Annotated in this window: 19 protein-coding genes; 9 read left to right on the top strand and 10 right to left on the bottom strand. The window is 35.2% G+C overall.

Translation table 11 applies throughout. The features are described 5' to 3' along the window. Positions 1 to 413 (top strand): four helix bundle protein (locus tag AC07XN_RS14580; RefSeq protein ID WP_494743605.1); only part of this gene is annotated, 413 nt, incomplete at its 5' end. An 83-nt stretch (positions 414 to 496) separates the two neighbouring features. Continuing rightward, complete coding sequence (locus AC07XN_RS14585; RefSeq protein WP_309914681.1) at positions 497 to 1,243, top strand: succinate dehydrogenase/fumarate reductase iron-sulfur subunit; 747 nt, start codon at positions 497 to 499, stop codon at positions 1,241 to 1,243. 103 nt (positions 1,244 to 1,346) lie between these two features. Here AC07XN_RS14585 and AC07XN_RS14590 read toward each other — a convergent pair whose 3' ends face one another. Both AC07XN_RS14590 and AC07XN_RS14595 read right to left on the bottom strand, forming a co-directional pair. Beyond that, on the bottom strand, positions 1,347 to 2,300 hold the full coding sequence (locus AC07XN_RS14590; RefSeq protein WP_494743606.1) for a polysaccharide deacetylase family protein: 954 nt from the start codon (positions 2,298 to 2,300) through the stop codon (positions 1,347 to 1,349). Positions 2,301 to 2,306: 6 nt separating this feature from the next. Continuing rightward, positions 2,307 to 2,705, bottom strand: a complete 399-nt coding sequence (locus AC07XN_RS14595; protein WP_494743607.1) for a DoxX family membrane protein — start codon at positions 2,703 to 2,705, stop codon at positions 2,307 to 2,309. Positions 2,706 to 2,721: 16 nt separating this feature from the next. Between AC07XN_RS14595 and AC07XN_RS14600 the strand changes: the two genes are divergently transcribed. Then, complete coding sequence (locus tag AC07XN_RS14600; RefSeq protein WP_494743608.1) at positions 2,722 to 3,633, top strand: helix-turn-helix domain-containing protein; 912 nt, start codon at positions 2,722 to 2,724, stop codon at positions 3,631 to 3,633. Here the strand turns inward: AC07XN_RS14600 and AC07XN_RS14605 are convergent. Together AC07XN_RS14605 and AC07XN_RS14610 are read right to left on the bottom strand one after the other, a co-directional pair. Continuing rightward, positions 3,626 to 4,546, bottom strand: coding sequence for a helix-turn-helix domain-containing protein (locus tag AC07XN_RS14605; protein ID WP_494743620.1), 921 nt, complete (start codon positions 4,544 to 4,546; stop codon positions 3,626 to 3,628). The two genes, AC07XN_RS14600 and AC07XN_RS14605, sit on opposite strands and share 8 nt — an antisense overlap. A 77-nt stretch (positions 4,547 to 4,623) precedes the next feature. Further along, a complete protein-coding gene (locus AC07XN_RS14610) occupies positions 4,624 to 5,631 on the bottom strand; it encodes an aldo/keto reductase (RefSeq protein ID WP_494743609.1) in 1,008 nt (335 codons plus the stop codon). 217 nt (positions 5,632 to 5,848) lie between these two features. On the opposite strand from AC07XN_RS14610, the gene AC07XN_RS14615 reads away from it, so the two are divergent. Beyond that, a complete protein-coding gene (locus tag AC07XN_RS14615) occupies positions 5,849 to 8,287 on the top strand; it encodes a glycosyl hydrolase 115 family protein (RefSeq protein ID WP_494743610.1) in 2,439 nt (812 codons plus the stop codon). A 241-nt stretch (positions 8,288 to 8,528) separates the two neighbouring features. After that, positions 8,529 to 9,404: an aldo/keto reductase gene (locus tag AC07XN_RS14620; protein WP_494743611.1), complete on the top strand. Its 876-nt coding sequence runs from the start codon at positions 8,529 to 8,531 to the stop codon at positions 9,402 to 9,404. A gap of 49 nt (positions 9,405 to 9,453) precedes the next feature. Here AC07XN_RS14620 and AC07XN_RS14625 read toward each other — a convergent pair whose 3' ends face one another. The 6 genes from AC07XN_RS14625 to AC07XN_RS14650 form a co-directional block, all read right to left on the bottom strand. Next, a complete protein-coding gene (locus tag AC07XN_RS14625; RefSeq protein ID WP_494743612.1) occupies positions 9,454 to 9,849 on the bottom strand; it encodes a VOC family protein in 396 nt (131 codons plus the stop codon). 53 nt (positions 9,850 to 9,902) lie between these two features. Continuing rightward, positions 9,903 to 10,457, bottom strand: coding sequence for an RNA 2'-phosphotransferase (locus AC07XN_RS14630; protein ID WP_494743613.1), 555 nt, complete (start codon positions 10,455 to 10,457; stop codon positions 9,903 to 9,905). 165 nt (positions 10,458 to 10,622) lie between these two features. Continuing rightward, positions 10,623 to 11,207, bottom strand: a complete 585-nt coding sequence (locus AC07XN_RS14635) for a LutC/YkgG family protein (protein WP_494743614.1) — start codon at positions 11,205 to 11,207, stop codon at positions 10,623 to 10,625. A gap of 238 nt (positions 11,208 to 11,445) precedes the next feature. Beyond that, on the bottom strand, positions 11,446 to 12,822 hold the full coding sequence (locus tag AC07XN_RS14640) for a lactate utilization protein B (RefSeq protein WP_494743615.1): 1,377 nt from the start codon (positions 12,820 to 12,822) through the stop codon (positions 11,446 to 11,448). A gap of 192 nt (positions 12,823 to 13,014) precedes the next feature. Beyond that, positions 13,015 to 13,731 (bottom strand): (Fe-S)-binding protein, encoded by a 717-nt coding sequence (locus tag AC07XN_RS14645; RefSeq protein ID WP_309914182.1) that lies wholly within the window; start codon positions 13,729 to 13,731, stop codon positions 13,015 to 13,017. Positions 13,732 to 13,820: 89 nt separating this feature from the next. Beyond that, complete coding sequence (locus tag AC07XN_RS14650; protein WP_494743616.1) at positions 13,821 to 14,696, bottom strand: AraC family transcriptional regulator; 876 nt, start codon at positions 14,694 to 14,696, stop codon at positions 13,821 to 13,823. A gap of 253 nt (positions 14,697 to 14,949) precedes the next feature. Here AC07XN_RS14650 and AC07XN_RS14655 point away from each other — a divergent pair, with 253 nt between their 5' ends. From AC07XN_RS14655 to AC07XN_RS14670, 4 genes are all read left to right on the top strand, one after another. Then, positions 14,950 to 16,206 (top strand): MFS transporter, encoded by a 1,257-nt coding sequence (locus tag AC07XN_RS14655; protein WP_494743617.1) that lies wholly within the window; start codon positions 14,950 to 14,952, stop codon positions 16,204 to 16,206. 120 nt (positions 16,207 to 16,326) lie between these two features. Continuing rightward, positions 16,327 to 17,838, top strand: a complete 1,512-nt coding sequence (treF, locus tag AC07XN_RS14660) for an alpha,alpha-trehalase TreF (protein WP_494743618.1) — start codon at positions 16,327 to 16,329, stop codon at positions 17,836 to 17,838. Positions 17,839 to 18,073: 235 nt separating this feature from the next. Then, positions 18,074 to 20,878: an outer membrane beta-barrel protein gene (locus AC07XN_RS14665; protein WP_494743619.1), complete on the top strand. Its 2,805-nt coding sequence runs from the start codon at positions 18,074 to 18,076 to the stop codon at positions 20,876 to 20,878. A 99-nt stretch (positions 20,879 to 20,977) separates the two neighbouring features. Further along, complete coding sequence (locus tag AC07XN_RS14670; protein WP_309914168.1) at positions 20,978 to 21,721, top strand: GLPGLI family protein; 744 nt, start codon at positions 20,978 to 20,980, stop codon at positions 21,719 to 21,721. Positions 21,722 to 21,744 lie beyond the last annotated feature (23 nt).

Consider the following 21,744-nt stretch of genomic DNA (forward strand, 5'->3'; position numbering starts at 1 on the left):
GATGTTTTATTTTAGTATATCATAAAACACCTAAGATTAAAAACCTATACTTTATGCGAAACGACAAAGAAAATCTTATTGTAAGCAAAACACTTTTATTTTCAATACAAATCATCAAATTCAGTGAGATATTAGAAACCAATAGAAAATTTGTTATTGCCAAACAATTATTGAGAGCAGGAACATCTATTGGAGCAAATGTTTGGGAAGCTCAGAATTCAGAAAGTAAAGCAGACTTTATTCATAAGATAAAAATTGCTGCGAAAGAAGCCGACGAAGTAACATATTGGCTAAAACTTTGTGAGTTATCAGAATCCTACCCGCAACCAGAACAAATTATCATTGAAGAATTAACTCAGATTATTCGAATACTATCAAGAATAATTAGTAGCTCAAAAATGGATAAAAAATAATTTTTCATCTAAACATTATTTTTATCCATTTTCAAATCTTCAAATTTTCAAATCTTCAAATTGATTCAGAAATGGAAGGAAATATGAATTTGACGCTAAAAGTTTGGCGTCAGAAAAATGCAAATAGTGAAGGCAATTTTCAGCAATATGATGTGAAAGGCATCTCTGAAGATATGTCATTCTTAGAGATGTTCGATGTATTAAACGAACGTCTTATCACCGAAGGCGAATCTCCAGTAGCTTTCGACCACGACTGCCGTGAAGGTATCTGTGGTATGTGTTCAATGTACATCAATGGTCAACCACACGGACCAAACAAAGGGGTTACCACTTGTCAGCTTCACATGAGAAGCTTCAAAGATGGTGATACTATCACTGTTGAACCTTGGAGAGCTAAGGCATTCCCAATCGTAAAAGATTTAGCTGTAAACCGTTCAGCTTTCGACCGCATCATTTCTGCAGGTGGATATATCTCGGTAAACACTGGTAATGCACAAGATGCAAACTCGTTACCAATTGCTAAACCAGATGCAGACGAAGCTTTCGCAGCAGCAGCTTGTATCGGTTGTGGTGCTTGTGTAGCTGCTTGTAAAAATGCTTCGGCAATGTTGTTTACATCAGCAAAAATTTCACAGTTGGCTTTACTTCCACAAGGACAAGCTGAACGTGCTATTCGTGCTGAAAACATGGTGGCTCAGATGGATGTAGAAGGCTTTGGTGCTTGTACTAATACAGGTGCTTGCGAAGCTGAATGTCCAAAAGGTATTTCACTAGAAAACATCGCTCGTATGAACCGTGAGTATTACGGAGCAGTACTTACTTCGAAATAAGCTTTCAGTGTTTAAATATCAAACCCCCATTTGCTAACTTAAATTTTGCAAATGGGGGTTTTTATGTAGAAGCACTCTAATACAATACATTAACAGGACGTTGCTATTCTCTGATAATTGTTTTATCTGATAATGCCATGTGGGCAATTTCATCTTTTCGTTTAAAAGAAACCCCATTATGCTTTTGCATATAGCGAATCAATTCATTAGTGGCTTTTACCATTTGAGGTGTCCCTCCGATTCGATCATGAAAACTAATTGACATTTGTCGCCTTTTGAATTCAGCTTCCTCGTACAATTGATCAAACTCAAACTTTACTTGGTTCATAAACTGATCCACCGAAAAACTCTTCCCTTCTATCAGCAAAATATCATTATTACGTAAAGTATAGGGTACTACTACAAAATCTTTATGGTTTACTTGAATCACAAAAGGTTCGTCTCTGCTCAAGTCATCAATATGATATTTAAACCCAAGCTCTTGCAGAATATTCAATGTATTTTCTCCTCTTCTCAACCAATTGGCATTATATCCAACAGGATTAAAACCTGTCACTTTTTTAATAGCATCTACCCCATCTTTAATAAACTTCTTCTCTTCCTCATAAGTCATATTATATTGCGAAGCCCAATTCATTCCATGTGCTGCTGCTTCATGGCCACGTTCTACAATTTCCTTTGCTAAATGTGGATTGCTGACTACAGCCGCACCTACCATATGGGAACTTACTTTAATGCCTAACTTATCCCAATTATCCAACATCCTAGGAATACCCTCCTTATACCCATATTGATACCACGTATTGGCAGGTAAATCTCTATATCCTTTTTGTAGATTTTGTGGAAACGGACTTTCAGCATTTTCTGGCTGACCACCTGCCTCAAATTGCATTGAGACAGAGACTACTAACCTAGAACCATCTGCCCATTTGCTTTTTCCATTGGCTTTAACCTGACTATTGTATTCTTGATTAGAAGCTAACCCTGCATTACTTTGAAGCATCCCTGCTAAACCTAGCAGACTTCCTTGCTTGATAAAATTGCGTCTTTGATTCATTGTTAATTATTTTTTAAAAAGAATGGTGTCTAATGCATACTCATTACTATTTACTACAAACTGTAACAAAACCGCAAAGAAAGCTGCATGAATTAACTGACTAGGAACGGCTTCCCAATTCTCGATTAAACAAGTACCTAAAATAAGCATGGTCATTAATACCCCTCCCGCTATCAAAGCGGTTTTGGTAAATAAACCCAAAAGCAATAAAGTACCAATGACAAACTCGGCTACAGGCAAAGCATAGCTAAAGGGTACTATCATAGGTTTTGGGAGTATGGCATTTTCGAAGCTTTTTACCATCCAGCCACTAAAGACCGCTAATTTTGGTAAACGTACTAGCCCATGCCCAAACATACTTGCTCCGATGGCAAGCCTCAATAAAAGAAAAGTTATTGTGTCCATTTTTTATGTTATTTTAATGATACAAAACTCTAAAACTTCTCTATTTTCAAGCTGTACAATCATTGGTTTTGTTTGTACATTTACAGGCATGGAAAGAAAGCATTTATATCATCCTTTTGAAATTGATTTCTTGGAAACACAAGAATATGTGGCTAAAGAACACAAGAATAGCTTTTTTGAAATGGTATTTATCCTAGAAGGTGAAGGGATACAAACGATTAATAACCACAAATTGCCCTATAGTAACAATAAGCTATTTCTGATTTTTCCTGAAGATAAACATGGCTTTGAAGTACATAGCCCCACAAAGTTTTTCTTTATTCGTTTTAATGATAGCTATCTGAAAAGCCAGCGTAAAGAGTGGATTCATAAAGTAGAATACATTTTTCATAACCACAATCATTTGCCAGGTTGTATTCTGAAAAATGTAATAGACAAGCCTCTGATTCGTGCGTTGGTAGAAGCCTTAATGAACGAACGTAGAAACCAATTTCCTCAACAAAACGAAGTGGTAGCTCAACTGGTTAATACCATTATAACAATAGCAGCAAGAAATATTACTTTGATGGATAAAGTAATATTAAAAAATACGAATCAAGAAGGAACTATCGCTTTAGTAAATTATATCCATCAGCATATTTATTCCCCTGATGAGTTAAGAGCAGAAAAAATGGCAGAACACTTCAATATTTCGCTTACTTATATCAGCGAATATTTCAAGAAACACGTTGGCGTTAATCTTCAACAATATATTACCGATTATAAAATTAAATTAATTGAAACCCGACTTCGCTTTACCGATATGCGAATCAATGAAATAGCCTATGAATTTGGCTTTACTGACGAAAGCCATTTGAACAGGATTTTCAAAAAATATAAAAGTAAAAGTCCTACAGAATATCGGAAAACTAACCAAACCCTCAATTAAATGAATGCCTAAACTCTAGTGGAGAAACATTAGTTTTGTTTTTAAATAGTTTACTAAACGATTGTGGATGCTCGAAACCTAATTGATAGGCTATTTCGCTGACAGATAAAGAGGTTGTAGTCAATATCTCTTTTGCTTTTTCAATCAATTTAGTATGAATATGATGCTGTGTACTCTGCCCTGTTAAACTCCTAAGCATATCGCTTAAATAGTTGGCAGATACATTCAATTGTGCTGAAAGGTATTGAACCGTTGGTAAGCCTAATTGTTGATTTTTACCTGAATCAAAATAACTTACCAGTAACTCATCTAGTTTTATTAGAAGTTCGTCATTGGCCGTTTTACGGGTAATAAACTGTCTATTATAATATCGATTACAGTAATTTAGCAACAGTTCGATATGAGAAACAATGACATCCTGACTAAACTTATCAATTACTGAACCGTATTCCAGTTCAATATTTTTAATGATAGTATCAAGCATAGCCTCCTCTTTTTCAGAGAGATGAAGTGCCTCGTTGACAGCATAAGAAAAAAATCCATACTCTTTAATCGTCTTTTGTAAGGAATAATTACGGATAAAATCAGGATGGATAACCAACCACCAGCCTTTTAGAGCAATATCTTCCGTTACGACCGTTGAGATGACTTGCCCCGGAGAAAAGAACGTCATTAAGCCTTCATCAAAATCATAATAGTTTTGCCCATACTTTAGCTTGCCTGTAAAGTCCTTTTTGATACAAATAGAATAAAAGTTATAGATAACACTCTTCATATTATCATCAAAATGACAATTAATACTGTTCATGCTAATTACGCTCACCAAAGGATGTTCGGGCTTAGGTAAACCTAATAAGCGGTGCAATTCAGAAATTGAATTGATGGTATATGGCTGATTGGTTTCTTTCTTTATTTTCATAATTGTTTCAAAAAAGATAAAATGGGGAAAGCCTTTAAAAAGCCTAGACTTTCCCTAAAATTTGATACTTACTATCCAACCATCGACATTCCCCAAGCATCGTAACGGTCACCAGTTGATGTACCTAATGGAACGATACTCTCTAGTCTGTCTAATTCATCTTTGCTCAACTGAATATTGACTGTCTCGATATTTTGCTCAACATATTTCACTCGTTTCGTTCCCGGAATTGGTAAATGTCCTTTAGAGATAATCCAAGTAATTGCTAATTGAGAGGGCGTAATACCTTTTTCGTCGGCAATCTTTTTGATTTCACTCACCAATTCAAGGTTTTTATAGAAGTTTTCACCTTGAAAACGAGGGATACTTCTTCTAAAATCATCCGCAGGAAAATCATCTGGACTTTTAACGTCTCCTGAAAGGAATCCTCTGCCTAAAGGAGAATAGGCTACAAAGCCAATATTTAATTCCTCTAATGTTCTTAAAATTCCTGCTTCTTCAACAGTCCTTTCAAATAAAGAATACTCTGTTTGTATGGCAGTTAATGGATGTACACTATGTGCTTTCTTGATGGTTTCAGAAGACACTTCCGAAAGTCCGATATAACCTACTTTGCCTTCTTTTACCAACTCAGCCATTGCCCCAACAGTATCTTCGATAGGTGTATTAGGGTCTAGTCTATGAAGATAATATAAGTCGATATAATCTGTTCCAAGGTTTTTCAGCGAACGCTCAATGGCTTTTTTAACGTATTCAGGCTTACCATTGATTTGCCAAGTCAGTTGTTCATTGTCGTCAATTTCAAACCCAAATTTTGTAGCAATAATGTATTTATCCCTATTGCCTTTGATAGCCTTTGAAATCAGCCTTTCGTTTTGCAATGGGCCATACAAATCGGCCGTGTCTAGGAAGTTCCCTCCTAATTCTAATGAACGATGAATAGTAGCAATTGATTCAGCTTCGTCGGCTTTTCCATAAATATCTGCTCCAGCTATTTGGGTCATACCCATACAACCTAAGCCAATTTTTGGCACTATTAATCCTTGATTCCCTAATGCAATTTTATTTAAACTGTCCATGATTTAATTTTTTAAATGAGTGTTTAGCTTTAACACGACAAAGGTCTATAAACACTCATTCAAAAAAGTAGCCAAATCCCTTGAAGTTGTATCCAAAATGAGGTAGGGCTAGCTATCAATGATTATCTTTAAAACCTGTTACTGACCGACTAATTCAGTAGATTGTCCAGAGATTTAGCTTTACAAAGCATCACATCAATCCTTAAATGTTATTTATATGAAATTGAGACAGTCTTCTATTCTCCTACTATTTTCCGTTTTCAGTGGCTTTTCTCAGAAAAACAATTCATCATTTGAGTTTACACAAACCATCAATATTGTCTATTCTTCGCAAAACCCTTTAGTAAATACTACTGCTCAGTTATTTAAACAAGACATTGAACAGGTTTTTGGGGTAAAAGTAAATCTTAATCCTAAAAACGATAATCAGCATAATACTCAGATTATCCTAAGAATCGTTGGCGACAAAGCTCCTGTTGAATTGAAAAATTCACTAGCACAGAATGATAAAAAAATAGCAGGTCAATGGGAGGTATTTAGTTATAGCAACCAAAGTAAAGCGAAAAAACAAACGCTGATAATTACAGGTAGCAATGCCCGAGGATTGGCTTATGGTGTATTCGAGCTTTCTAAGAAATGGGGCATAAATCCTTGGTATTTTTGGGCAGATGTACCGATTGCTAAATTAGCGAGTAAAAAAGTTATTATCAAAGACACTATCAGTGCAGAACCTTCGGTAAAATACCGTGGAATTTTCATCAATGATGAAGACTGGGGCTTACAACCTTGGGCTGCCAAAACATTTGACACCCAAACAAAAGATATAGGCCCTGCTACTTATGCCAAGGTTTTTGAATTATTACTCAGGCTAAAAGCCAATATCATTTGGCCAGCGATGCATCCTTCTACAAAAGCCTTCTATCATTTCGCTGAAAACAAAGAAATAGCTAAAAAGTATGGAATCGTTATGGGGACTTCTCATGCAGAACCAATGATGCGAAACAATGTAGATGAATGGATAGATAAAACCATGGGCGACTATAACTATTTCACCAACAAGGATAAAATTATTAACTATTGGGAAAGTAGGATTCAGGAAATAAAAGATTATGAAAACTTTTACACCCTAGGGATGCGTGGCAAGCATGACAGCGGTATGGAAGGGGTGAAAGATATTAACAAAGCTGTAGAAACAACCGAGGAAATTATAGGGATCCAAAGAGATTTGCTAAAGAAAAACCTCAACAAGCCATTGGAGGACATTCCCCAAACGATGACACTCTACAAAGAGGTATTGCATCTTTATGAAAATGGCATGAAAGTACCCGACGATATTACGTTGATGTGGCCTGATGATAACTATGGATATATTAAAAATTTAAGCAACGAAACCGAAAGAAAACGCAAAGGAGGCTCAGGAGTTTATTATCATATTTCGTATTGGGGCAGACCACACGATTATCTTTGGCTAGGCACTACTCACCCAGCTTTGATTCATTTTGAAATGAATAAAGCTTATGAAATGGACGCTAGAAAGATATGGATAGTGAATGTCGGAGATATTAAATCCAACGAGTATGGTACACAACTATTCTTAGATATGGCTTATAATATGAAGCCTTTTCAGCAAGAAAAAAGTATTAAAGAACATTTGAGTAGCTGGACTTATTCATTGCTAAAAAGTACTAAACCTGCTGATTTACTGTGGCAATATTATCAATTGGCCTTTGTTCGTAAACCTGAATTTATGGGTTGGAGCCAAACTGAGCCTACAAGGGCAACACATCCAACGGATTTTAGCGCTACTGAAGTAGACCAAAGATTAAAGGATTATGTACAATTAGAAAAAGAAACGCTTGAAAATCGCCCTGTTGATAAATCTTTGGTTGATGCTTATTTTCAGTTAGTTGAATATCCTATTTTGGCAGCTAGTAAGATGAATCAAAAATTCCTGTATTTGGATAAGTTTTATGAAAAACCTATTGAACAAAGAGATAATGCAGATGAAAATCTAAAGGCTTCGATAAAAAGTTATCAAGACATTCAAGAGTTGACAAGTTATTATAATAACCAATTATCTGGCGGGAAATGGAAATTTATGATGGACGCTTCACCAAGAAATTTGCCTGTATTTAATAGTCCAGAGAAGTTATTAAAAGTTGAACAGAAGAAGGCTGTTGTCTCACAAAATACTATAAAGATTCCTGCTGGAGACTTTATCTCAGTAAAACAAGGAGCAAAAGCATTTTGGAAAAAGATAGCTGAACCTAGTTTTTCAGGCTCATCAGTCGCAAGTTGTCCTTTTCAATTAGGTACATCACTTGATAGCACGCATATCAGCGAGCTTCCTACGTTAACTTATCGGTTTAATGTAAATGAAAAATCAGCGTTAAATTTAACCGTCGTAGCATTGCCCTTGCATCCCCTCCAGTTTGGTATAGGACAAAAAATAGGCATACAGATTGATGACCAAAAAGTACAATTTGTTAATTTTCAGACGTACGACAGAAGTGAAGAATGGAAACAAAATGTGTTAACGAATACCGCTAAAAGAATATTAAAAACAAAGGAATTAAGTTCGGGAGAACATACTTTGAAGATTTTTATGATTGATGCGGGTGTGGTACTAGATCACTTTTTGTTGAGTTTTAATTAATTTATCCATGTATTATTTAAACCATCTTGTTAGCAAAGATAATTTCTTTGTTAACAAAATGCTGATGAGGTAGTTTATCTTTCTAAGGTAATAATTTACCTATTTGTCTCTCTCTACATCAATAATCGCCTTTAATATCACTCCTATACACAATTTATCAGCCTTTTTGTTTTCTGTTTTATATAATTTTCCAATCTTTGAGCAATCTTGTATTCGATTATATTAAAACCAATTAATTTTTATGAATAAAGTCTATTTGAGTGATTCTGGTCCAAAGGTTTCTGAGGCAATCTATGGGTTTTGGAGATGGACAGACAATGGTTCTGAGACTGTTGCTAATATGGAGAGGATTGTTAATTTATGCTTGGAATTAGGTATCAATACTTTTGACCATGCAGATATTTATGGCAATTATACCATCGAAGAATATTTTGGGAAACTCATTCAGCAAAAAGCAATCAAAAGAGAAGAGATTGTCCTTTTCAGCAAATGTGGCGTTCGTAAGTCTGACAAGGGTTATACTTATTTTGACAACAGCGAAAAGTATTTGTTAGAAAGTGTAAACAACTCTTTAAAAAGACTTAAAACTGACTACCTCGATATTTTCTTGTTGAATCAAATCGACATGATTAGTAATCCCGAGGAAACAGCACAGATATTAAGAGAGTTGGTAAACAGCGGTAAAATCAAACACGTAGGTGTTAGTAACTTAACCGTATTTCAGCATCAATTATTAGAATCGTATTTACGTAAGCCTATCGTAACGAACCATATTGAGCTAAACCTTATCAATACCTCAGCGATTGAAGATGGTAGATTAGATTTTATTAAACAACGTTTCAGCAAACCTTTGGCTTGGGCGCCATTGGCTGGTGGTAAGATTTTGGATGGTACTGATGCTAAATCTTCTATCATAAGAGCCAAATTGACAGAAATCGGAGAAAAATATGACGCTAATGTTGAGCAAACTGCTGTAGCTTGGCTTTTACAATTAGGTACTTTGCCGATTATTGGTTCACTATCTGAAGAAAGAATCCGTAATGCTGTAAGTGCTACAGAAATTAAATTGAGCCATGAAGATTGGTATGAGATTTATAATTTGGCAATGATGAAGTAAGTATTTTTGTTTGCTTTATTGCTAACTAAAACGGCAAGTGAAACATACATCACTTGCCGTTTTGCTCTATCAAGTCCCATAGATTACCATATAAATCTTTGAAGACAGCTACAGTTCCATAAACTTCTTCCACAGGTTCTCTAACAAATTCAACGCCTACACTTTTCATATACTGATAATCTCTCCAGAAATCATCTGTATTTAAAAACAAGAACACTCTACCTCCCGATTGATTACCCACTGCTTTCATTTGCTCTTCATTAGCAGCTTTTGCTAATAGCAAACAAAACCCATTTGAGTTTTGTGGACTTACTAAAACCCATCTTTTGGTTTCACTCAATTGAGTATCTTCGATAAGGTTAAATTGCAATTTCTTTATATAAAATTCAATTGCTTCATCATAGTCATTTACAACCAAAGCCATTTGTATAATACGCTGTTTCATTAGTATCTAAGGTTTATAAACATGCAAACCATAAAAAACAGTGTTAGTAATTATTAATTCTTGTATTCTCTCAAATATTTAACTGGCACATTATCAGTAAGCCAAACGCCATTGTCAGATAAATAGAACTCAAAGCCATCCGAATGCATAAGCTCTGCTAATACTTCAAACACAAACGGTTTTCCATGTCGCTTACCTACCATCAGCGCAGTATCAACATCTTTACTTAAATGAACGTAGTGGCGACGTTGTTTTTTTAACCCAGTTTGTAAAATTAATGCTATTGATTTTTCACTTGTCCCATGATAGAGAATTACTGGAGGAGTCTGAGGGGAATAACCAAGTTCAACTTCAACGGAATGCCCTTGATTAGCCCTTATTTTATCAAAGGTCTCATTAAAAGCAAATCGTTTTTTAGCATTTGTATCAACAATAAATTTAAGTACCTCTATATCAAAATCATACCCAAACTTATGCGCATTTTCAATTAATTTATCAACACTTGTCCAACCATTTTCATCAAGATTTATTTGAATAGTTTCTGGTTTATGGCGCAATACTAAGCTTAGGAATTTACTAATCTTTGTATTTTCTTTTTCGTTTATCATTGTCGTGTATTAACTCATTTACTTATTTTTAAAGGTACTAAAAGCAGATACAATTTCACATAATATAACCATAACTTTATTATTGTTATCAAGTCTTTATACAATAAAAAAAGGCAAGTGAATTTCTTCCTTTGCCTTATACTTTATATTGATGTAATTTCTTATCTATGGAAGCACGTAAACCGTCAATCCTCTAGCTCCATGCGCCCCAATTACTAAACTTTGTTCAATATCGGCTGTTTTAGAAGGCCCTGAAATAAAGGTTCCGAAGCCTGTTTCATCTACTTTTATGCGTTCATACGCTCGGTGCATATTAGTTACGATTTCAGAACCTTTGATAATCATCACTAAGTACTGGGTAATCATCGGTAATACTCTATGAGGTATCTGTTTTTCAGAAACCCAAATCGCTCCATTTTCTGCTACTCCAAAATCGCCTCTGATGATGGCTAAATTCAGGGTTTCTAGTTCGTGGGGGTCACTAATATTCAAACTAAAGTCGGCTAACTCAGCTAATTCCTCTACTGTAGAAGCAATATTTGTTACACCTTGGTAATGTGCTTGAATATCTGCTTTTATTTCTTCATAAGAGTTCACAGCAACGGCTTTCCCTCCTACAAAACTGAGAATTTCAGCAAACTTATTGAAATTATTTTCATAAACTGTATCAAACTTAAATTGAACAGTCAACTCCTTGTATTCGGGCTGGTTCTGTTTGATAAGCGATAATATTTTTTCTCTGCTTGACATCTTTTTTTATTTTTTTGGATTTTGGGACTGGAGGACTTTAGGATGTTAGATACTAGATGGTAGATTTTAGACGCTAGACTAGAAGACTTTAGGACTTGAAGATGCCACACCCGTTTTTCAACACCCGTGGTCAGTGAGGACACAGACACGGGTAGGAAAAATCTTTTGTCTAAAATCTAAGGTCTTTAATCTTTAAGTCCTTTAGTCTAACGTCTTCAAGTCCTAAAGTCTTCAAATCTCACAATCCCTTTTCACGAATATACCAATCTCTAAAGCTTTCTTTAGGTGGCTCAGGCATTTCTCTTTGGTTGTACCAAGGGTTCAGTCCATTATTCACCAAGAAAGGAGTATTTTTCATAAAGAATCTTCCAAGTTTACCAGCCGTTCTAAAGAATTTAGGTGAGTTTAACACCATCGCCATTGAATTAATCCCCGCAGCTTTTACTTTAGAAACATGTCCCCCCTGCACCAATACTTGGCGCCATTTATATAACTGGTCATGAATATCGATTTTAACGGGACAAACATTTGAGCATGAACCGCAAAGCGTAGAAGCAAAAGGTAAATCTGCATTCTTTTCCATATCCAAATTGGGTGCTAGAATAGAACCAATAGGACCCGCCACAGCCGAGTGATAACTAAAGCCCCCTGAACGACGATACACTGGACAGGTATTCATACAAGCCGCACAACGGATACATTTCAAAGAATTTCTAAAATCTGGACGACCCAATTGCGTAGTTCTGCCATTATCTACCAAGATAATATGCATTTCTTGCCCTTCACGTGGTGTATGAAAATGACTCGAGAAAGTAGTAATCGGTTGCCCCGTAGCACTTCTTGCTAATAACCTTAAGAAAACACTTAGGTGTTCGGCACGAGGGATAATCTTTTCAAAACCCATCGAAGCGATATGTACATCAGCCAAGTGTGCACCCATATCTGCGTTGCCCTCGTTGGTACAAACTACAAAACCTCCCGTTTCGGCAATGGCAAAGTTTACGCCCGTCAATGCTACCTTTCTTGTCAAGAAAGTATCTCTTAAATGCTGACGAGCAGCCTCTGTAAGATATTGTGGGTCGGTAGCCCCTTTTTCTGTACCTAAATGTATATGGAAAGTTTCCCCAACATCAGCCTTTTTGAGGTGAATAGCAGGCAATACAATGTGCGAAGGTGGTTCATTCCTCATTTGAACGATACGCTCACCCAAATCAGAATCAATTACTTCTATGCCTTTTTCTTTCAAGAAATCATTTAAATGACACTCTTCCGTGAGCATAGACTTCGACTTTACCATACGAGTGATGCCTTCTTTTTTCAAGATAGCATGTACAATCTCGTTATGTTCTTTTCCATCTGATGCCCAGTGAACTTTGATACCATTTGCTGTTGCTTTTTCTTCAAACTGCACCAGTAAATCATGCATATTTGATAATACATGATTTTTGATTTGCGAACCTGCTTCTCGTAATTGTTCCCATTCGGGTATTTGAAAAACGGCTTTGTCACGTTTTGAACGGACAAACCAAAGCGTTTCGTCATGCCAATTTACGTAGTCTTCGTCTTTATTGAATTCAATCGACGCCGTAGCGTGATCTTTGATTGGATTATTCATCGAATAAAAATTTCGCAGATGCGTGTTTAGTTGTGATTGAGTGAATTGTGAGTTAGTGAATTATAAGTAGTCTGCTACTACAGTCAGTGATTAATGAGGAACGCAAGACACTCCCCAACAATCTCGTGTCTAAAGTCTTTTATCTTAAATCTTCAATTCACTAACTCACAATTCATTAACTCTTCACTTAACCTATTTGCTATTTAAAATCTCAGCGATATGCTTTACTTTCACGTTAGAGCCTTTTCTTCTTAAAATCCCTTCCATGTGCATCAAACACGACACATCTGCCCCTGTAATAAACTCAGCTTCATGGCGCAAATGATCAGATACTCTGTCTTTACCCATTTTTGCAGAAACAGCTTCCTCCGCAACACAGAATGTTCCACCAAAGCCACAGCATTCATCTTTTCTATCTAATTCAATGATAGATAAGCCTGAAACCATTTTCAATAATTTTTCGGGTTTTGAATAAGGCTGGGCTACTAATTCTGACATTTGAGCGAGCTTCAAACCTCGTTGTCCATGACAACTTTGGTGTAAGCCTACTTTATGGGGAAAGTGCGCTTCCAGATTTTCTACTTTCAATACATCTACTAAAAATTCTGTTAGTTCATAGATTTTAGCATTTTTATCACCTTTACCCAATACATGGTCTTTGACATGGAGTGTGCAACTCCCTGATGGTGAAACAATGTATTCATAGCCTTTAAAGTTTTCAAGAAAGTTGTTGTCACACCCTTTCGTAAGGTGTTCAAAGCCAGAATTTGCCATGGGTTGTCCACAACAAGTTTGGTTTAGTGGATAATATACTTCACAACCAAATTTCTCTAGTAATTCCAAAGTAGCAATTGCCACATTTGGATAAAACTGATCGATATAACAAGGAATAAACAGCGCTACTTTCATTATTATGGGGCTTCAATTCAATCTTTACGATAAAGCCCAAAATTACAGTCAAAATACTCATCTTAGCATACTGTACTCTTATGCGACAACTATACCTGATTGAAACTATCTATAAAAGCTCTACGAAATTGAGAAGGACTCTTGCCTTTAAATTCCCTAAAAACTCTACCAAAATAAGATACATTATTAAACCCACAATGAAAACAAACATCTGTAATATCCTCTCCTGTCAACAGCATTTTACAGGCTTGATTGATTCTGTATTCATTGACAAATTCAGTAAATGTTTGGTTAGCATTCTTTTTAAAGTAATTACAAAAAGCAGGGATAGTAAGATTAGACAAATTAGCAACTTCTTGAATATCAATTTCTTGCCTATAGTTATCTTCTACAAATTTATAGATTTTATTAAGTCTCTCTTGATCTTTCAAACTGAAATTATACCGTATATCTGAAGCGTTCAATAATATATACTCAGTTGATTTCGCTAAGTTTTGTAGGATATTGAGTAGTTCTACAAGCCTTTCAAAAGGCGTAAGTTCAAGCAATTTTTTAATGCTCTTACTAAGTTGTTCGTATGTTTCGCCGTAAAAAGAAATTCCTTGTTTAGAACGTTCAAAAAGTAATTTTATAGAAGCCATCTCTCGAGATTCAATAAAACCGTCTCCTAAAAAATTCTCTTTAAATTGTATTACGATTTCCTCATGCACACCGATGGCACCATAGCCAAAACCTGAATGGGGTAAATCAGAGGCTATCATCACTAAATCACCTTCAGTGTAATAGCTTAAATGGTTTCCAACGTGTCTCCTACCCTCTCCTTGAAACACCAAAACAATTTCATATTCTGGATGATAATGATAACTCCACCTGAAATCTCCAGATGACCCCGCAGGTACTTTGTGATACAATACCCTAAAGGAGCTTCCTTCGTCAGGTTGAATTATTTCAAATTCGGCTTTCATTTAATATTTTTTATACAAATTATAAATATTTTCATTTTTATTGCTAATTTACTGAAAAAACTACTTAATAATAACAATGTATATTAATATAGTAATATTTTATAATAATGAAAGAGTAGTTTATTTATACTTAATTACTGAATTTTGCATAAAGCATTAACCATTTGTATAACTATTCTGATCACTGAGCCAACAAACATAAGAAGCGGACTTTTGTTCGCTTCTTTTTTACTTATTACACAATCCGCCAATTATGAACAACTGGAAAATTAAGGTATCTATCTTTATTAATTATTTCCTATTTGCCATTTTACTCAACAGTGTAGGAGCTGTCATTCTACAGGTTCAAAACACTTATGGCATTTCTGAATCAGCGGCTTCTATCTTAGAGGCCTTCAAAGATTTAAGTATCGCGGTCGTTTCGTTTTTGGTAGCTTCCTTTATTGTTAAAATTGGTTATAAAAATGCTATGTTAATTGCCTTGGCAATTGTAGCATTTACCTGTTTGATGATGCCTATCTTGAACGAGTTTTGGATGACTAAGCTCTTATTTGCTTCAATTGGAACATCGTTTGCTTTGATAAAAGTATCTGTGTATGCTACCATCGGGTTAATTACCAAAGATAAAAATGAACATATTAGTTTGATGAATTTCATTGAATCATTCTTTATGATTGGTGTGCTGACAGGGAGTTTTATTTTTAGTGCTTTTATTGATGACTTAAACCCACAATCACCCGCGTGGGTCAATGTGTATTATTTATTGGCAGGCTTGGCGGTTTTTGCTTTTTTACTTTTACTAACTTCACCTTTGGACGAATCAAGCGTAAAAGTAAAAACGGATGAAAATACAATGGGTGGGTTTGGCGACATGCTTCGCTTGGTAGTAGTTCCAGTGGTGTTGGTCTTTGTAGCAAGTGCTTTTATTTATGTACTCATAGAACAAAGCATTATGAGTTGGCTACCTACTTTTAATAGTAAGGTATTGCATTTACCATCAAGCCTCAGTATCCAAATGGCAAGTATTTTGGCTGCTTCAACGGCTATTGGGAGATTTTTAGCAGGAATTGCCCTTAGAAAAATCAAGTGGCTTTATGTATTATTGACTTGTGTAGTATTGGCTGGAGCCTTAGTAATTATCGCTTTACCACTTGCCAAAAATTTAGGCGAGGAAGTTATTACAGGCTGGGGAAATGCACCAATAGTGGCTTTTATTTTTCCGATGATTGGCCTAGTAATTGCACCGATTTATCCAGCTATCAATTCAGTAATTTTGAGCTCACTTCCTAATCGTCAGCATGGAATAATGTCGGGTCTGATTGTGATTTTCTCTGCACTGGGTGGAACTACAGGGTCATTGATAACAGGACATATCTTTGAAGCTTACGGCGGTGAAAGTGCCTTTTATTTCTCATTAATTCCACTTACCATTTTAATTGTTTGTCTAATTGTTTTCAACAAGTTATCAAATAATGAAAATGTTGAACTTAAGAATACAGGAGGACATTAATTATTATTTTTTATAGATTGCATATTATTTTTATTTTTATAAACAATCCACATAAAATTAAAGCTAGAAAGCATATCGTAATGCAAAAGATTGCTTTTCGCTTTGTAGTAATGAATAACGATGTCCGTAAACAATACTTCAAAATCAAATCATCCCTTCGATGAATTGTTTGTCGATGTGCAGATGAGTGATATTTTTCCTGATTCCAAGACTTTTAATGATTATATACCTAAGGAATCTTGTGAAAAAATATTAGAGAAATATCTCGAAGAAAAAACTAAGTCTAACTTTGATTTAAAGCAGTTTATTCATTCCAACTATATCGCTAATACAGTATCAGCCAACGATTATAAAAGTGATACTTCAATTCCTATTGCTGAACATTTATCAGCATTATGGCCTATTCTCACACGTGAGCCAAATTTACACGTAGAAGATGGTTCTTTGATTCCACTGCCTTCAAGGTATGTAGTGCCAGGGGGCAGATTCCAAGAAATTTATTATTGGGATAGCTACTTTACCATGCTTGGCTTACAAGAAAATAGACAGATTGATTTAATAGAAGGTATTATCGATAACTTTAATTACCTCATCAACAAATTTGGCTATATCCCCAATGGTAACCGTACTTATTTCTTGGGACGTTCACAACCTCCTTTTTTCTCGTTGATGGTCGAACTACTAAGGCAAGAAAAGGGCGATGAAGTATTACTAAAATATTTGCCCGCTTTAGAAAAAGAGTATGATTTCTGGATGACAGGTAAAAATAAACTTGTCAAAGATAAAGCAAGCGTCGCTACGGCTAGAGTAGTAAAAATGCCTAACGGGACTATCATGAATCGTTATTGGGATGAAAACGATACACCCCGACCAGAGGCCTACAAGGAAGACATAGAATTGGCAGAAAAGTCTGGGGGAAATCCTTCAGAAATCTATCGTCATATCAGAGCCGCCGCCGAATCTGGCTGGGATTTTAGCAGTCGTTGGTTTAAGGATGGTAAAAATATGACTACCATTCATACTACAGACATCGTTCCTATAGATTTAAATTGTTTGTTACTGAATCTTGAAAAAACTTTATTCCGTGCTTTTCTTTTATTAGAGGATAAATTTTCAGCTAATAAATTATACAATGCTTCAAAATTGCGTGAAAAAGCTATCAAGAAATATTGTTACAGCGTAGAAGAAGGCTTTTATTTTGATTATGATTTTGTCACGCAAAAGCATACAGCCTCTTATTCACTGGCATCTAGCTTTCCTTTGTTTTTTGAGATTGCTAATAAATTTCAAGCAACCAATGTAGCCAAAAAAATAAAAGATAGTTTCTTGAAAGATGGTGGTTTAATTACGACAACAATCAATTCTGGGCAACAATGGGATGCGCCTAACGGGTGGGCGCCTTTGCAGTATATTACTTATGAAGGGCTTAGGGCTTATGGGTTTGATATTTTAGCTGATAAAGTAAAAACACGGTGGATACAAACCAACGAAAATGTATATTTGAAAACGGGTAAAATGACCGAAAAATATAACGTGCAAACACCGAATATTGAAGCGGGCGGAGGAGAATATCCTAACCAAGATGGCTTTGGTTGGACTAACGGCGTATTATTAACCTTTCTAAATAGTTAACTTTTATTTTTTCCCTAGCGCATGATGCTTTTTCAATTCTTTGAGGAACATCATGTGCTTTTTTATGCCCTCTCTTCTCGGTTCTCACAAAATATCTACTCAAGCTTGCAACAAAAGTATATTTTTTACTCTCTGTTAGATAAATGTTAAAGAATGTTAATTAGTTTTTTTATAACTAATTAATTAGTTAATTTAGCGTTTATAATTAAACCTCCACACAATCAACTCTATCATCATGTATAAATCTACTTTACTTCTATTATTTTGCCTATTTTTCTCTATCCTCGTCAAAGCTCAAAATCCTACAAGAGTAACAATTAAAGGAATTGTTCAAGACACAAATTCAGCAGTCATGTCGGGAGCGACGGCAATGCTTTTACAACCAAAAGATTCGTCTTTAGTCAACTTCTCCAGAGCGAACGATAAAGGAGCGTTTGAATTTAGAAATGTAAAAAATGCCCCTTATATCCTTAAAATTTCTTTCGTGGGTTTTCTACCTTACCAACAAAACATTAAAGTTTCAGAAACTGAAATTGCAGATTTAGGGTCTATTAAAATCAAACCTATTTCTCAAGAATTATTAGAGGTAGTAGTAAGAACAGCTAAAGCCCCGTTGAGCATAAAAGGTGACACGATTGAATACAATGCGTCATCATTCAAAGTGCCACCTGGGTCATCTGTAGAAGATTTATTACGTCGTTTACCGGGCTTAGAGGTGGATGCTAGTGGTAATATCAAAGCCCAAGGCAAAGATGTAAAGAAAGTATTGGTGGATGGTAAAACATTTTTTGGCGACGACCCTAAAGCGGCTACCAAAAACTTAGGGGCTGAAACAATCTCTAAAGTACAGGTTTTCAATGGTAAGTCAGACCAAGCCTTGCTTACAGGCGTAGATGATGGTAAAAAAGAGAAGACTATCAACCTAGAGTTAAAGGATGAATTCAAAAAGGGCTCATTCGGGAAAATTACGGGGGCAGTTGGAACAGAATCGAGAGGTGCTGCCCGAGGAAACTATAACCGTTTCAACAAAAAGGAACAATTTTCGATATTAGGTTATGTAAATAACATCAATGAAACTGGTGTAAACTGGAGCGATTACGGCGAGTTCAAAGGCAATAATTCATTCAACCAAAACGATAATGGTGATTTTGGTTTTGGAAGTGGCGGTCGTTACTTTTTTTCTGATGGTGGAGGAATTACTAACAATTTTGATGGAAGAGGTTTTACAAACAACTTTGGTGGTGGTGTAAACTATAATTATACCTATCAAAAAACGAAATTGAGTACAAGCTACTTTTATAATCAAACAAAGCTTAATCTCGACCAATTTCAAACGAAAAGGACATTCTTACAAGACAATTCTTTTACTACAACTGATACTACTAAAACTAATAATTTCAGAGGAAACCATAGTATTGCGGGTAGATTCGAGCAAATGTTAGACTCTAGCAATACCCTTATCACTAAAGCAAATTTACGTTTTAGTAATTCTAATGGTACCGATTTACAGAATCAGCGTTATCTAACACAGGACAACGCCCTAAAGAACTCTGTAGCAATTAATAATGGTTCAAATCTGAATGCTGTTAATTTCTCGGGAACGGCTATTTTCAGACATAAATTCAAAAAGAAAGGGCGTACTTTTGCTTCTAGTGCATCATATAGTGTATCGTCATCTGATGGAACTGACAACATTAATTCATTAACTAAGTTTTTTAATGCTCAAAATGTAAATGACCAAATCAGGGCAATTAGTCAGCTAAACCAAAATGCCAATACGACCAATGCATTGAATGCAGGCTTAAACTTTTTAGAACCACTCTCTAAAAAAATGTATTGGGAGAGTTTCTACAATTTTAACAACAGTAAACAAGACGTTGGTAGAGATGCCTTCAATGGTAAAGTAGAAAATCAACGCTATGATAGTTTAAGTACTTTTTACAAAAACGAAATTTCGTATAATAGATTAGGAAGTAGCTTACGTTATTCACATGCTGGTGTAAATATTTCTGCTGGTTTGGCTGTTCTTCGTTATGACTTAAAGGGTCAGCTTTATGGTAAAAAGGATGCTCCTTTAAAAACCGAAATCAATAAAAGTTATGATGCTCTTACGCCTAACCTTTCGGCAAGTATCGAATTCAAAAACAATGCTTATGCTGGCTTAAGTTATAACTTGAACGTACAGGCTCCTAGCATTAGCGATCTTCAACCAGTGGTAAACAACAATAACCCTTTTTATATTACCACGGGTAATCAAGACTTGCTCCCTACAAAAAGCCATGAAATAGGTGTTGATTTCTACAAATTTGACCCTGCTACTTTTACGAACATAAGCTTGTGGACAAGTTATAATTATTACCAAAGTCAAATTGTTTATAACCAAACGGTTGATGCCAATTTTGTAACGAGAACTCGTCCAGAAAATATTTCAGGTGGTACACGTTTTAATACTGGTTTGTACACAAGTTTCCCTATTGTAAAAACGAAATTTACTGTTAATTTGAATGGTAACATCAATCTAAGCAAAAACCCAACATTTATTAACGGTGTTAAAAATGAAACAAACAACCAAGGTTATAATATTAACTTAGGTTTTAACATTACCCCAAGTGATAAATTGTTAATGAGTCTTAGCGGAAATTTAGGTTTCAATAATATCAAATATTCTATTGAAGAAGGACAAAATCAGAACATTAAAACCAAGGGTGTAGATGCATCTGTAAAATGGAATTTTGCAAAGAAAACCTTCTTTGAAACCAATCTTGATTATAATGGCTACGAAAACGACCGCTTCGGATTCAACCAAAATATTCCTATCTTGAACTGTTCAGTAAGACGTTTGGTGATGAAAGACAATAAAGTGGAGCTTCGTTTAGCAGCATTTGATGTGTTCAATAAACGTCAAACTATTTCTCAGCAGGGTTATCAGAACATTGTAACCAACCAAACAGCATTGACATTAGCTCGTTATTTTATGTTGAGCATTACTTATAACGTAAAAGGGCATGTGGATAAATTAAAGAAAAATAATGGCTGGTAGATAAAACGAATTAATGAGGATGAGTTTTAATATTTGTTACATCTGCGAAAACTCATCCTTCATACAATTGAAACATATTAATAATTACAAACTTGAAATATGAAAAAACTATTAATTATAGCACTTATTTTATCGTCCGTTCAGCTTTTTGCACAAACCAATGAGGGCATCGTTCATTATACTCGTACAACTTATTGGACAAAAATGAACAACCAATTGAGTTATCTGAGTAAGCAAGAAAAAGAGAGAATGACTTATATGTTTGCTGGAAAGGATGATTGGAAGGTTTATACTACTTTATACTTTAATGAAAACGAAAGTAGGTATATTGACTCTGACGAAAAACCTGAAGAAGACGAAGGCTATGCAGGTAGAAAAGAAGAATTTAGTGTGAATAGAAATTTTGCCAAAAATACGATGACAGATGTTTTTGAAATGTTGGGCAAAACGTATATCATCGAAGATTCTTTGCAAATGCCTAATTGGAAAATCTTGAACGATATTAAAGAAGTAGCAGGGCATATTTGTATGAAAGCGATGATTGAAGACCCTATTAAAAACCAAAAAATCATTGCTTGGTTTGCACAAGATATTCCTATAAATGCTGGGCCGGAAAGACTTTGGGGATTACCCGGATTGATTCTTGAATTAGATATCAACGATGGTACTGTGACGATAATCGCTTCAAAAATTGAATTTAAGAAATTAAATCAAGAGTTGGCTTTGCCTAAGAAATTAAAAGGCAAGAAAATAACTGAAGCTGAATATAAAGATATGCAGATAAAGTTTATCAAAGAGAAAATCAAAGAAGAACGAAATCCTTTTTGGTTCCTTAGATATTAGTGTAAATTTTTATTCCTTATGAC

It is taken from the genome of Arcicella sp. GW458-12-2-14-TSB2, assembly GCF_059423785.1.

Bases quoted from the DNA above. Each gene is read 5' to 3' on its own strand.
- AC07XN_RS14585 (WP_309914681.1), top strand. From the start codon at position 497: ATGAATTTGACGCTAAAAGTTTGGCGTCAGAAAAATGCAAATAGTGAA.
- AC07XN_RS14590 (WP_494743606.1), bottom strand. From the start codon at position 2,300: ATGAATCAAAGACGCAATTTTATCAAGCAAGGAAGTCTGCTAGGTTTA.
- AC07XN_RS14595 (WP_494743607.1), bottom strand. From the start codon at position 2,705: ATGGACACAATAACTTTTCTTTTATTGAGGCTTGCCATCGGAGCAAGT.
- AC07XN_RS14600 (WP_494743608.1), top strand. From the start codon at position 2,722: ATGATACAAAACTCTAAAACTTCTCTATTTTCAAGCTGTACAATCATT.
- AC07XN_RS14610 (WP_494743609.1), bottom strand. From the start codon at position 5,631: ATGGACAGTTTAAATAAAATTGCATTAGGGAATCAAGGATTAATAGTG.
- AC07XN_RS14615 (WP_494743610.1), top strand. From the start codon at position 5,849: ATGAAATTGAGACAGTCTTCTATTCTCCTACTATTTTCCGTTTTCAGT.
- AC07XN_RS14620 (WP_494743611.1), top strand. From the start codon at position 8,529: ATGAATAAAGTCTATTTGAGTGATTCTGGTCCAAAGGTTTCTGAGGCA.
- AC07XN_RS14625 (WP_494743612.1), bottom strand. From the start codon at position 9,849: ATGAAACAGCGTATTATACAAATGGCTTTGGTTGTAAATGACTATGAT.
- AC07XN_RS14630 (WP_494743613.1), bottom strand. From the start codon at position 10,457: ATGATAAACGAAAAAGAAAATACAAAGATTAGTAAATTCCTAAGCTTA.
- AC07XN_RS14635 (WP_494743614.1), bottom strand. From the start codon at position 11,207: ATGTCAAGCAGAGAAAAAATATTATCGCTTATCAAACAGAACCAGCCC.
- AC07XN_RS14640 (WP_494743615.1), bottom strand. From the start codon at position 12,822: ATGAATAATCCAATCAAAGATCACGCTACGGCGTCGATTGAATTCAAT.
- AC07XN_RS14645 (WP_309914182.1), bottom strand. From the start codon at position 13,731: ATGAAAGTAGCGCTGTTTATTCCTTGTTATATCGATCAGTTTTATCCA.
- AC07XN_RS14650 (WP_494743616.1), bottom strand. From the start codon at position 14,696: ATGAAAGCCGAATTTGAAATAATTCAACCTGACGAAGGAAGCTCCTTT.
- AC07XN_RS14655 (WP_494743617.1), top strand. From the start codon at position 14,950: ATGAACAACTGGAAAATTAAGGTATCTATCTTTATTAATTATTTCCTA.
- treF (WP_494743618.1), top strand. From the start codon at position 16,327: ATGTCCGTAAACAATACTTCAAAATCAAATCATCCCTTCGATGAATTG.
- AC07XN_RS14665 (WP_494743619.1), top strand. From the start codon at position 18,074: ATGTATAAATCTACTTTACTTCTATTATTTTGCCTATTTTTCTCTATC.
- AC07XN_RS14670 (WP_309914168.1), top strand. From the start codon at position 20,978: ATGAAAAAACTATTAATTATAGCACTTATTTTATCGTCCGTTCAGCTT.